This is a genomic window from Floridaenema aerugineum BLCC-F46 (genome assembly GCF_041929345.1).
GTDB lineage: Bacteria > Cyanobacteriota > Cyanobacteriia > Cyanobacteriales > Aerosakkonemataceae > Floridanema > Floridanema aerugineum.
Map to the genome: position 1 here is coordinate 13,581 of NZ_JBHFNQ010000257.1, position 12,949 is coordinate 26,529.

The 12,949-nt window shown below is 38.5% G+C and carries 11 protein-coding genes and 1 pseudogene; 4 read left to right on the top strand and 8 right to left on the bottom strand.

What is annotated here, in order from left to right; translation table 11 throughout:
* Positions 1-128: 128 nt before the first annotated feature.
* Positions 129-338, top strand: a complete 210-nt coding sequence (locus ACE1CC_RS34965; protein WP_413275044.1) for a winged helix-turn-helix transcriptional regulator — start codon at positions 129-131, stop codon at positions 336-338.
* Between the two features lie 47 nt (positions 339-385).
* On the opposite strand, the gene ACE1CC_RS34970 is transcribed toward ACE1CC_RS34965, so the two are convergent.
* Positions 386-1,273 (bottom strand): M48 family metalloprotease, encoded by an 888-nt coding sequence (locus ACE1CC_RS34970; protein ID WP_413275045.1) that lies wholly within the window; start codon positions 1,271-1,273, stop codon positions 386-388.
* 349 nt (positions 1,274-1,622) lie between these two features.
* Between ACE1CC_RS34970 and ACE1CC_RS34975 the strand changes: the two genes are divergently transcribed.
* Both ACE1CC_RS34975 and ACE1CC_RS34980 read left to right on the top strand, forming a co-directional pair.
* Positions 1,623-2,204: a hypothetical protein gene (locus ACE1CC_RS34975; protein ID WP_413275046.1), complete on the top strand. Its 582-nt coding sequence runs from the start codon at positions 1,623-1,625 to the stop codon at positions 2,202-2,204.
* Positions 2,205-2,263: 59 nt separating this feature from the next.
* Positions 2,264-2,401 (top strand): annotated as a pseudogene (locus ACE1CC_RS34980) (Uma2 family endonuclease); the annotation flags it as partial.
* Positions 2,402-2,533: 132 nt separating this feature from the next.
* On the opposite strand, the gene ACE1CC_RS34985 reads toward ACE1CC_RS34980, so the two are convergent.
* The 7 genes from ACE1CC_RS34985 to ACE1CC_RS35015 form a co-directional block, all read right to left on the bottom strand.
* Positions 2,534-3,451 (bottom strand): polysaccharide deacetylase family protein, encoded by a 918-nt coding sequence (locus ACE1CC_RS34985; RefSeq protein WP_413275047.1) that lies wholly within the window; start codon positions 3,449-3,451, stop codon positions 2,534-2,536.
* A gap of 122 nt (positions 3,452-3,573) precedes the next feature.
* Entirely contained in the window at positions 3,574-6,144 is a 2,571-nt protein-coding gene (locus tag ACE1CC_RS34990; RefSeq protein ID WP_413275048.1) for a pentapeptide repeat-containing protein, read from the bottom strand.
* 386 nt (positions 6,145-6,530) lie between these two features.
* Positions 6,531-9,032, bottom strand: coding sequence for an ATP-binding protein (locus ACE1CC_RS34995; protein ID WP_413275049.1), 2,502 nt, complete (start codon positions 9,030-9,032; stop codon positions 6,531-6,533).
* Positions 9,033-9,301: 269 nt separating this feature from the next.
* Positions 9,302-9,886, bottom strand: coding sequence for an endonuclease dU (locus ACE1CC_RS35000; RefSeq protein ID WP_413275050.1), 585 nt, complete (start codon positions 9,884-9,886; stop codon positions 9,302-9,304).
* A gap of 104 nt (positions 9,887-9,990) precedes the next feature.
* Entirely contained in the window at positions 9,991-10,410 is a 420-nt protein-coding gene (locus ACE1CC_RS35005) for a DnaJ domain-containing protein (protein WP_413275051.1), read from the bottom strand.
* Positions 10,411-10,628: 218 nt separating this feature from the next.
* Positions 10,629-10,931 carry an acylphosphatase gene (locus tag ACE1CC_RS35010; protein ID WP_413275052.1) on the bottom strand — a complete coding sequence of 101 codons (303 nt, stop codon included), beginning with the start codon at positions 10,929-10,931 and terminating at the stop codon, positions 10,629-10,631.
* A gap of 6 nt (positions 10,932-10,937) precedes the next feature.
* Positions 10,938-12,287 carry an acylphosphatase gene (locus ACE1CC_RS35015; RefSeq protein ID WP_413275053.1) on the bottom strand — a complete coding sequence of 450 codons (1,350 nt, stop codon included), beginning with the start codon at positions 12,285-12,287 and terminating at the stop codon, positions 10,938-10,940.
* A 69-nt stretch (positions 12,288-12,356) separates the two neighbouring features.
* Between ACE1CC_RS35015 and ACE1CC_RS35020 the strand changes: the two genes are divergently transcribed.
* Entirely contained in the window at positions 12,357-12,917 is a 561-nt protein-coding gene (locus tag ACE1CC_RS35020) for a CPBP family glutamic-type intramembrane protease (RefSeq protein WP_413275054.1), read from the top strand.
* The last annotated feature ends 32 nt before the right edge of the window (positions 12,918-12,949 follow it).

A 12,949-nucleotide genomic window follows, 5' to 3' on the forward strand; every position in this document is an offset into this window, starting at 1 on the left:
GCTAAATTTGGTTCACTGTATTACTGTTTACTCGTACTAAAAGTTCCCTGATTTTTTTATGTCAAAGTACTGGACGATATTTAGCTGACGATCGTCATTAAAGGAGGCGACTGTTTGAGTTGGTAATCATGAAGACCCGCGATAAAATACTAAACGCTATCATTGAGCATCCCGGTTTGACGACAAGAGAGATTATGGCGATCGCCCAACTCTCCCGGACAAACACCCGCGAGCATCTGCAAAAGCTAGAAAGCATGGGCTTAATTTATTCGGAAGCAGATGACGAAAATGCGAATAAACACCGTTACTTTGCCGTCAAAGATAAGGTGGAGTTTTAAAGTCTCCCAGATCCCCGACTTCTTGAAGAAGTCGGGGATCTGGGAGATTAAGCGGTAACTGGAGTACCTGCTTCCTGTTGCTGTTTAGCAATTTCTAAGAGACGGCGAATCCGTTCTGCGGTAGGGGGATGGGTGCGGAAAAGTGACTGTAAACCTTCTCCTGAGAGAGGATTAATAATTAGAAGTGGAGACATGGCTGGATTACCGTTCATGGGAATCTGTTTGCCGATTTCTTCGAGTTTTTCTAAGGCGTGGGCAAGTGCTTGAGGATTCCCGGTAATTTGTGCCGCACCTAGATCCGCTGCGTATTCACGAGTACGGGAAATCGCCATTTGGATCAGGGCGGCTGACAAAGGAGCTAAGACTATCAAAAATAATATTGCTAAAGGATTTCCGCCTCGACGATCGTCACGAGTGGCAGGATAATACAAAGCGCCAAAAGTGAGAATTCTGCCTAAAAAAGTGATTGCACCTGCGATCGTTCCAGCCACAGCTTGAGTCAAGGTATCCCGATTCCGAACATGAGTCAGTTCGTGAGCAATCACACCTGCTAATTCTTCCTTGGAAAGCAGATCGACAATTCCCTGAGTAACTGCTACGGTTGCGTGTTCGGGATCTCTACCTGTGGCGAAAGCGTTAGGAGATTTAGTTGGCACAAAAAACAGCTTGGGCATGGGAATTTCTGCCTTAGCTGACAAAGAAGCCACCATATCGTAAAGTTCGGGAGCTTGTTCGCGGGCGAGAGGCTGGGCTTGATAAGCCATTAACGCAGCGCGATCGGAATAATACCAAGAACTAAAACTGGTAAATGCTGCAAAAGCTAACCCTAAATAAAGTCCCTGTTCATTACCGACAAGATAATAGCCAGCTAGAACTAATAACCCACTAAGTAATCCCAGCAAAGCTGCTGTTTTAATTTGATTGATTCCCCGCATAATCAAATTTGCTCTAGGTTTTATAATTTTTCTTCCAATTGTTATAAAGTTCTCAGATTTGCTCGGTACAATGTCTCTATCTGATGAATGAAAGCCCTCTATTCCTGCTGACAGATACTCCAAGAAAAAGAGATTTCCTGCTGTAGTATTTGTTTGAACATTGTAAATTTAATGCTATTTATCCCCAACTCCAGTTACCGATCCCCTGCATCTTCTTTCTCTTACCTTCGCGCTCTTTGCGTCTTCGCGGTTCAAAAAAAATAGTTTAGGTTAGCCATTATTTAGTATAATAATAAAAGCCAATAACAATAGATGTTTGAAGTGATAGCTCGCCAGAGGGAGATTAAATATGCCGCAATATACTTTAGCTGAAGATCCAACAGTGATTTTGACTGTTGCTGGTAAAAATGACACTAAGAAAAATCGGGAAGCAGCTATAGAACAATTACTAGAATTAATGGATTCGGGAGAATTAGACATAGACTTAAAAGATGGTTTTGGGCCAGATCAGTTAATTCTAATTAAAGATACCAAAGCTGAAGGAAATGTCAGTTTAAAAGAGAACACAGGTGAAGATTCAGGAGTAGTGCAAGCGGTGCAAGTTTTAACGCAATTTGCCACCTTACGCCAGCGAGTCGAGGAGTTACGTCCAGCGGCTCAAGAAGCGCGATCGCAAATTGATTTATTATTTGCTGGAGAAGTCACCGTCGAACAAATTCAACAAATCAAAGAAGGGTTAAAAGCGCTGAAAAATTTTGCTCAAGTTAACATTCAATTTCGCGAATCAATAGCCGAAGCCGAAGCCGCCAGAAAAACTTTAGATGAAGCACTAACAACCGCAGCATTGGAAAATGCCGCCCTGGAAAAAGCTGCGATCGAAAAAGCCACAGAAAAAGCCACAACAACCGAAAAACTGGACTTACCAACTTAACAAAATCTCATAACTAATTCCCAGTCCCTAATCCCCAGTCCCCAGTCCCCAACTGATCTATGACTAAAATATTTACTAATCTCGAATTACCTCCGCCTTTTCCCGATCGCACTCAATTACCGGAAGAAGATGGGACATTTGTAAAAAATTTTCAAGAACATCCCCAGAGCATTATTCTGACAGATTCATTTAGCGAAAGTCCTCTGTTATATGACTAAATATTTCGGATTCAACAGCTTTCAGTCCATTAAAATGGACTTGAGCTATTAGCCCGGAAATTGATTTCCGGGCTAATAGCTCGCAAGCGCAGGTGCAAGATCTCAGTTTACTCAAGGAAACATTCGGCTAAATGCAGCTAAACTAAGATCGCCATTAATTCGCACGCGATGTAAAGTCAACCAGCCTTGTTTAGCATTAGCATATCCCGGTTTAGTAGTCACTGCAAATTTGTAGCGGGCGGCTCCAGTAGCTTTCACAACTTCATAATTATATCGCCCGATCGGGTAAGCAAAAGCAATTACTGGTTTACCTGTATATTTAGTGATAATTTGTCTGGAGCCAAAGATTTCTCGATACATTTTTTCGCTAGGAACAGTCGTTAAATCGGGGTGAGTTTTGGTATGCGCTCCAATATCAATTAACCCAGAATTCATCATTTCTTTGATTTGTTTTTGGGAAAGATGATTAGCATCGCCGACAAAGTTAGAAATTACAAATATAGTTGCTTTAAATCTATACTTTTTCAAAATGGGATAAGCAATTGTATAATTATCTTTATAACCATCATCAAAGGTTAGCAAAATCGGTTTGGCTGGCAGAGGTTTTCCGAATTTCCAGTGATTTTCTAAGGTTTGAAAACAAATACTTTGATAACCAGCTTTGTGTAAATGTTTAATTTGGGCAGCAAATTTATCAGGTGCTACTAATAAATTGTTTCTCCGCTTTACACCAATTGAGTGATACATGAGAATTGGTACAGGTTGAGAAAATGGGTTGAGTAGAGGTTTTATAATTGGTGTTTTAGCTATAGCTTTTACAGATTTTTTGCCGAGCAGGTTAGATTTCTTTATATACTTTTTGGCAATTGAGGAAGAGATAGAGGGCTTTTTTGGAGGTGTGATATTTTTGGATTGAGGGTGAGATGCTGTTGATTTAATTGAGGAAGGCTGAGTTTTGTAATTTGTGTTGCATCCAACTAAAGACAATATAGTGATGATGATTGAGAGATTAGCGATCGCTTTATACATAAAACTTACCAACCTAAACCAAGACTTTCCCAGAATTTTTTAGAAGTTGGCTGTAGCTGTAGAGACGTTGTATACAACGTCTCTACAGCTACAGCCAACTTAGCTAGATAACAAGATGGTGACTATGGCACAAATATTTTTCCCCATTTAACCTCTACTACCCCATTAGGGAAAAAGACAACTTGTAACTCAGCTACAGGCTGAATTTCCTGATTAGACAGATTAGTTGCCTGCTGTGATAACACATTAGCTAAAGGAGTTGTTTTTAGCAAACTCCTTGAAAGTTCATCCAGACCTTCGGCGGAAATTACAGTTCCATTTTTATTCACCAACACTCGATAAACTAAATTATCAGTCAAACTTACTACTGTTTGATTGGCTTTAGAATTTACTAAGGTTTGCCAATTTTGGGCAGTTTTTTTTTGCAGTTGACCTTGTAATTGATCGAGGGTTTCTTTGTCGGTAATTGCTGGCAACATTAACGCTTTGGTAAAGTCTAAACTAGAGGGAACCTCGGAGAGAATATGCGGAGGTAAATTCTTCAGTAGTCGTGCTGGTTTGAGATTATTATTCTCAAGGTCAAGGGTGCTATCGAGTAACTTCCTAACAGGTTTTTGGTCAGATTGGGTGAATAAGTGATGCGGGAAGGGTTTATAATCATATTCTCTCGGAACCTTGCCTTCAATGACTGCGATCGCGTGCTTGGTTGCTTCATAACCTACATTGCTTGGCGATTGATCGACAATAGATTGTAAGGGTTCTTTAGGATTGAGTAGCTGATTGGCAAAATTGCGAGTTAAGGGAACAATCCCAAAGACGTTAACTTTTTCACTTAAACCCAATTCCTTAACAGCCCTAATAGCCAATGTTGTAGTTGTTTGATTGACTCCCCACAAGACATTAATATTTGGATTATTCCTCAGCATCGCCTTAACTTTTTCTAAATCTTCTGGACTTTTTGCATTGGTTGATGCGGTGTAATTCCAACGAATACCCGTATCTTTTATTCCTGCTAAAAAACCCTGCAAATAAGGAAAGTAGCGAGTCGAATCTGCACCATCCACAAATCCTATATTGACTACTTGCCCTGTCAACTCTTTTTTTGCCCAACTTCCCATATATTTACCAATGTCGTAACCCATCTTGGAAGAATCACTTTCATAACAAGCAAACACCACATTTTGTGCTTCTGGGGGTAAGCAATCACCGACATTAATTGTCACAACACCAGAGATATAAGCTGAAAAGATAGCAGTAGCAGATTTTTGAAGGTCTCGCGGTCTTAATACGATCGCATCAACATCTTGAGCTAGTAATTGCCGAATTCCTTCGGCTTCAGCTTGCGGACTATCTCCTGTTTTCAGGGGTATAACTTCAATATTTTGATGTTCTTTAGCATACTTCTCGATCCCTTGTTGATATAACTTATGACTTGAAGCATCATTAGGAATCAAGAATCCTATTTTATAAGTATCCATCCCTGGATTAGCAATTTTGGCTTCCCAGTTGCTGTCCTTTGTAGCTTTTTCCCAATTGTAGGCTCGTTCTAATTGATCTGCTGACCAAAACTTAGCTCGCTTGAGATCGGCATCTTCCAGTTCTGCACCGATCATTATAGTTCCATTCCGCAAATCCGCATAGCGAAGCAAAGCGCCTTCCAAATTTGCTTTGTAAAGAATAGCTCCTTGCAAATTCGATCGACTCAAGTTGGTGTGTTCCAGATTAACTTGAATCAATTTAGCACCTGCCAAATTTGACCAGAGCAAAACTGCATGAACGATCGAGGCTTTTGTTAAGTTAGCATCTCGAAGATTGATGCGACTCATAAAGCTACCATCGAGATTCGCTGACTCTAAATCTGCTTGCTCTAAGTGAGCAATTCGGAGATTTGCACCTTTGAGGTTTGCGCCCTTTAAATTCGCGCCTTTAAGGTTCACGCCTTCTAAATTTGCGCCTTCTAAGTTCGCGCCTTCTAAATTTGCGCCTTCTAAGTTCGCGCCTTTTAAATTCGCTCCTGCTAGATTGCTCTGGGAAAGATTAAATCCTTCATGCTTGAACAGCTGAGGCGGCCATTGGGCAAAAGTTTCTCGGCTTAATTGAAATTTATAGCACTTATTTAGCTGAATCCCTTGCAGATTTGCCTTAACCAGTTGTCCACCTAAGAGACTTTCGCACATATCATTAAGGCTCTGAATAGCATCAATTCTCGATTGCGAATACTCTACATCATTTTGTTCTCGAATTTCTTCCCTTGCTTCATTAATTGCTTGCTGTTGTCGCTGAGGAGCTTCCAGAAAATATGCTGCCATTGCTGCTAAAAGGGTAAATTGACCGATCACAGTTGCTAAACTGTAGATTGAGAGATTTTCACACCACTTGACTATATCTCCCAACCTGCGATCGAAAAATTTGATAGGTTTGAGCAAAGGAGAATTAAAAGTTCTCGCGGCTTTATTGCTCTGGTACGTTTCAAACATCCGCCGATAGCTTTCTAGAGGAATATCAAGTCTTTTAGCTTCCTTAATTAATTCGTACTCTTGTTCAACTGAATCTTCAAAGGCAGCTACAGTGCGAAAGCTATCCTCTAAAATTATTAAAACATTTTCTATTTCGGTTATGTCGCCTTTTTCATGAAGAAACTCTTTGATTTCTGCTGCAGGTTCGGTTTCTCTTGGTGTTTTATTTCTACCCACGCTTAAGCTCCTACAAAATTGCCAAGAATGGCTCGTTTGTCAATTGCTATCTCAAGAATACTCAATTAAGCAAATTGATGGTCTTTGGGGACGTTCGCGTAGCCTGTCCCTACCCAAAACTCGAGCCGTATTGATTGCCATCTTTATTCGCAGATGACCCGGAAGAATTATATCACTTCTTTGATAAATTTTACATACCCATTATTTCCGAGTACACTAGGGTTTGAGCCTAGTTTGAACGGGACTACTAAAGGGAAGCGATAAACTAAAGAGCATCTAAATTGTATATTTTTGGTGCTAGGCAAAAACTGTCAATCCCTCTCCCATCTCCCCATCCCCCTTCTCTCCATCAACCTAAATATTAAATTTAAATACGTAGCAGTTTATTAAGAGGCTTTGATCGGAATCTCAATAATAAACTCTGCTCCTTTTCCTTTTAGTGACTTACAGGTGAGTTTACCTTGGTGTTTTTCCACTACAACAGCATAGCTAATTGCCAATCCAATGCCTGTACCTTTCCCCACCATTTTAGTAGTAAAAAATGGGTCAAACAAGCGGCTTTGCATTTCTTCAGCAATACCGCAGCCATTATCTTTAATGCGAATACTTACATAATTATGATCGACTACTGCGGTGCGAATTTCGATCGTAGGTGATGAATATTGAGAATCTTCTTTTTTCCAATTTACTAATGAAGGGTTTTCCATTCCCTCTTCTAGTGCGTCAATGGCATTAGCTAAAATATTCATAAATACCTGATTGAGTTGACCAGCATAACACTCTACTTTCGGTAATTTACCATAGGCTTTAATTACCTCAATTCCAGTACGATTAGGATTACATTTTAAGCGATTACTCAAGATTAACAGAGTGCTATCTATTCCGTCATGAATATCAACAAATTTCATTTCACTTTCATCAAGCCGAGAGAAGTTCCGCAGTGCTAACACAATTTCTCGAATGCGTTCTGCTCCCAGTTTCATAGAAGCCAAAAGTTTTGGCAAGTCTTCCACCAAAAAATCTAATTCTACCTGTTCTGCCTTTTCTGTAATTTCCTCTCCAGGTTCAGGGAAATATTTTTGATATAAATTCAACAGGTCTAGCAAGTCTTGTGTATATTCATCAGCATGACTTAAATTACCATAAATAAAGTTAATTGGGTTGTTAATTTCGTGGGCAATACCAGCTACCATTTGCCCCAAAGCTGACATTTTTTCGCTTTGCACTAACTGAGTTTGGGTACGCTGAAGTTCTTTAAGCGCTTGTTCTAATTGAGCGGCTTTTTCTCTTTCTCTGGCTTCCGATTCTTGCAAAGCTGCATTTAATTTAGCCAGTTCATCTGCTTGACGCAGGACAATTTTAATAATGGCATTTCTCAGTTCATGTACGGCTTCTATTTCACATGGTTTCCAAGGTAAGGATTTAAATTTAACGATTTCTTTCCACAATTCAAAGGATTTACGAGGCGAAAGACGTAAGCTGCCATCTTCCATGATTTTAGTGATTTCTGCTGGTTCATAAGGATTACCTGCCCAATTCACTGTTTGCACAACTTCAGGTCGAAAACATAAAACATAATGATTCTGTGTTTGGGACAAGGAAATTCCAATTAAGCCACTAGCTACATCCTTATATTTTTCTGCTTCTGGATAAAGTTTTGCCAAGGAATCTGTATAAAAAACATCTTGTTTAAAGTTATTACCTATCCACTCAATTAAGTTCTTAATTTCGCTTATTGAGGGAGTTTTACCAATGATTCTACATTCTTGATCTAAACAAACTGCGGCTCCTTCTGCGCTGACTAATTCTAATAAATTAGGATAGTGTTTGAGTAATCCGTCTATCACATTTTTTTCCCTGGACATATATTCAATAAATCTAGAAATCAGGGATTTTAGTTTAATTTGATAATCGTAATTTTCGCTATCAGCTTTTGAGGAAAGTTCCACGGACATTACTTGTCCTAAAAATTTGCAAGCTGTGCGAGCTTCATAACTAATATATTTTGGTGAATAATGATGACAGGCGACAAGCCCCCAAAGTTTTTGCTCTTTCATTAAAGATATAGACATTGAAGCACCAACACCCATATTTTGCAGATATTCTATATGTAATGGGGAGACACTTCTTAACCCGGAAAAACTCAAATCTATGGGATTACCAGTGACAGGATTATTAAGAGGTGTAATCGCAACTGGTTGATAGTTAACATCGGCAATTAATCTAATCCAATTTAAGGCATATAGTTTTCTTGCTTGTTTAGGAATATCTGTAGCTGGGTAGTTTAATCCTAAATAACTGGTTAAATCTTCTCGTTTATCTTCAGCAATTACTTCTCCATGACCTTCGGGGCTAAATCTGTATACCATGACTCTATCAAAACCAGAAAGATGCCGCACTTCTGTAGCTATATTTTGGCATAGTTGCTGTAAATTAAGTGATTCCTGAATTTTAGAAGCGGCTGTTCTAATATAATGATAAAAACTAAAAAAAGGCATATATTCTATAGAGGCTGCCACCTCTAATTCTAGGATTAATAATCCATTTATCCGATGGATTATTCCATCGAAACAAACAGACCCTTGGCTAGTTTTTATAGATAATTTAATGGGATTAAACGATTGTATTTCTTCAGAAAATAAACATTCTTTGAGGCGCTGAATCTGTAATTTATCAACTAACAAACTCAAGTTATTACTAATCAAAGCTTCAGCTTTAATTCCCAAAAATTCCAGAGTGTTTTCACTGGATTGTAAGATGGTAAGATCGGGTTCTTGTAATACTAATAGAACCCCATGAGGCTGAATTGAACCAGGAATGTGAATTGGTTCGCTCTCACAGTTAGTTAGACCAGCTTCTTCAGCTGTAATAATTTTGCTCGTCGTCATGTTAGTAATTTTCCTTTTAAATAGAAAAAAACACTGATACTAGGATGAGATTAAGTATAGATCTTTCTTCTTAATGTTGCTGATGATTATGGCGATCGCACCGGAGCGCCGCTGTTATTTCTGAAAAACTACTCCTGTCCTTTAAAGTATTTAACTAACTGATACTAAGATGCCCAGAAAAATTATTGATTATTCAAATTTTGCAGATAATTAATAATTTTTAATAATTTCACTAAAATACTTTTAAGAAATATAACTTATTAACAATTTTAAGCGGATCTACCACTTTCGCCCTGTATTATAGCGGCACCAATTAAATGTGCAAGGCGCAGCGCTTCTGGAACATTACCGCAGTCTGTCAATCTTTGCAGTACCGCACTGATAACTTCTGGTGTTTCGCCACAAACTTGAAAATAAAAAGGTGGAAAGGCATGAATTGTACCTGCACGTTGCAGTATTTTTAAGCGTTTTTCTGGTTGAGGAAGACGGCGCAAAGCAGTTTCCATTGCGCTAAGGTTTGGGAGATGGCGCATGACGGAAACACAAGGAAGTTCTAGTTGCTGGGAAAGTAGCGGCAGGTCTATGATATTGAAGCCACCAAAGGCGATGCCATCCAGTAGCAAAATGTGTAATTGTGGTAAAAATTTGCTGCCAATAAGTAACTTACAAATTGTATCTGTAGCGTTCCAGCCATCTTGTCGGACATACCCCCAAACCATGCCTTCAAAACGGGTATTGGCACAGACAATTCCAGATATGGCGACACGACTTCCCCGGCGACGTTGAAAAGGTGCATCATCAAAACCGATGACACGAATTGTGCGGTTTAATCTCAGTAGAGATGCCAGATTCATGAGTGATTATTTACCATAAGATATGTACTGATTAGAATATTGATAATTTCCGTTTATTCATAGTCGCGATCGCTAATTTACCACTAAATTCTCTCTTTAACTCATTAGTCTAACCACACAAACATATCTTTACGATTGAAATTACTGAACGGCATATTTTCATCAATATCCGGGTGTCTCTTTTCGGTTTTTGGTTGAGTTTTTGGTTGAGTTTTAGGTTGAGCTTTTGGTTGTTGGTAAAAGTTGCTACCGTTTTTCTGAATAGAGGAAGATGGCGGATTTTGCAGGTCAGGATTGGTTGGGGAAGAGAGGGAAACGGAAGTGTAAGTATGTGAACGTAAATGCTGATGAGCTTCGTTGATTTCTTGCAACTTTTTATGAGCTTTTTGTTGCAGTCGTGGATGATTGGGAAAACGGTCTGGATGCCATACCATTGCCAAATCTTTGTACCCCTGGTGAATTTCTTCTAAGGAGGCTCCAGGCTCTAGTTCAAGTACTTTGTAGTATTCTTCTAGTTTACTCATTGATGACTCCCTACGGTCATTCCAAAAATAGCGATCGACCCACGTATTTTTAGTTTGAAGTGAGTTGACAATAAAGTGGTATTTTTGAAGACATAGTTTCAAAAAAATATGTTCGGATATTTTCCTTAACTTAAATTAATCTTTAGTAAAGTAACTACTCTATTTCCATACATTATTAATTTGAGCTAGAAAATCAGTTAAATAAGTTACATTATTACCTACCAATCTCGTCCTTTAATTTCAAAATTTGTTAAGCCTTGAGGTGGTTCGTATTCAATAGCGACGTTTTTCACCTCAGCTGCACGGCTTCCTTGATGACACCAACTAACTATTTGCTCAACCTCTGCTTTTTTCCCTTCAAAAACAGCCTCTACACGACCGTCGGGTAAGTTGCGTACCCAACCTTTAACACCTAACTGCTTTGCTTGATTGTAGGTAGAGTAGCGATAACCTACTCCTTGAACAAGTCCAGTAACAATAACATGAACGCGAATTAAGTCTGTTTGTGATTCTTTTGTCATAATTCTTTAACTTATAACTCTTCGATTCAAAAGTTCGGCTACATGAGTATGAATTACTTCGTTTTCCCAATAATTAGGATAATTATAGTAATTATTACTCATTTCAATGGCAATATCCTCAATTGCTGGATGACCACCAAATAGAGAACTAATGGGAAATGCTGATAGATCGTTTATATCATAAAAAACTTTCCAAATAATTTCTTGGGTTTGTTCGGGAATGCCAATTTCATCAATGGATAAAGTGTCTTGATTTGCCAAGGTATTAACTACCCGTTGGGAACTTAGTAATAAAAGTGGAAGTTGGGATGCCATAGTAACGATCGATCCGATTTCTAAATGTTTTTTCTGAGTAGCGGTACGCCAAAATAAATAGCGTTCTACTGTTTCTCGCTTTTCCTCTGCCAAAATAGGACTGTTAGCAATTGTTGGTTCTTTGTCTAATTCCGGGTTATGGTTGCTCTGGTTTCCAGTTTGGTAAAATAAACCATGTAAGAAATCGTTAACTATATTTGTACCTAAACCGCTGCTAATGGCGTGTAATCTAATTTTGATTGTGGCTTCTTTTTTAGCTAAATTTCTCTCTATTTGATGACGATACTTTTCTAAAAGGTCTAAAATTTGACTGTAAACTGCTAGTTGTAGGGCAATTTTTCCCTCAATTCCGCTATAGTAAATAGCTGCACCGATTCCCTGTGACCAAATTAGGTTTTGTAGGGGGTGAAGTAGCGATCGCCACCAAGGTTGTAAGCTATTATTAGTAATCTTTTGTGATTGAGCTTTTAAATTTAGTTGGTTAGCAATAAACTCTTCTGCTTTATGCAACTTTTCATCTAATCTATCTTCCTCTGTATCTGCCAAATAATGACCCCAATTTACTGAGATAATATCATCAATCCGTTCCGATAGTTTATGCTGTTTCTTAACTGGTTCCCAAAGTAAATCATATAGTTTCGTTTCGGAAAACTTAGAATTTAGGGGAATTACACCATGTACAAATAAGAGGATATTAATAGTTTTAACTTTAACGTCTTTCGGCTCATTTTTAATACTAAGTTCGCTAGGTCGCCTGATAATAAAATCCTTCAATCCCTGTAGTTTTTCATATTCGACTGTCACAGTTTTGACTACTGCATCAGGACTCCCTCGGTAACACCAACGAATGATTGCTTCGACAAGTTCTTTGTTTCCTTCAAACACAGCTTCTACCCGTCCATCGGGTATTTCTTCCACCCAACCCCCGATTCCCCATTGATTTGCTTTGTCCCAAGTAGCTAGGCGATAACCAACTCCATGAACAGTTCCAGTAATGAAAACGTGCGCTCTAACTCTTTCTGACGATGATTGTTTTTCCATAAAATTTATATTAAATAACTACTGTCGATCGATTTTTATTTCTCACTTTACCACTAGGAGATTAGTTTCATGTTTTCTTTAGATTTATTAAATCTTTTTCATAAGCTCGCTTGGCGAATTAATACGGCTTTTTCCACATTCCCAACAATTAAAGCTTGGTTAATTGCGATCGTATTATTACTCATACTAACTCTCTTTTGCTTGCCTATAGGTTTGTGGTGCAATTTCTTGAAAATTGAAAATATGAGAGCGTCAAAGACAATAATTTTTAGTATTATAGCAGGTTCTCTGCTATTTCCGGCTATTTCGGAAGAGCTATTTTTTCGAGTTTTATTACTTCCTCATCCCCAAGAAAATGTGACGACAGCAACAGTCTGGTTTTGGGGAAGTCTGAGTTTAGTACTTTTTATTATTTATCATCCACTGAATGCAGTTACTTTCTTTCCTGCAGGACGTAAAACATTTTTTAATCCGATTTTTTTGTTACTTGCGGCAGTTTTAGGAATAGTTTGTAGTGTAGTTTATTTACAAAGTGGTTCTCTGTGGTTGCCAGTCATCATTCATTGGTTAGTTGTAGTAGTTTGGTTAGTATTTTTGGGAGGATATAAGCAATTGCATGGTGAAGTTTAATCAGCTAAAATCAGAATCATATAATTTCCAGT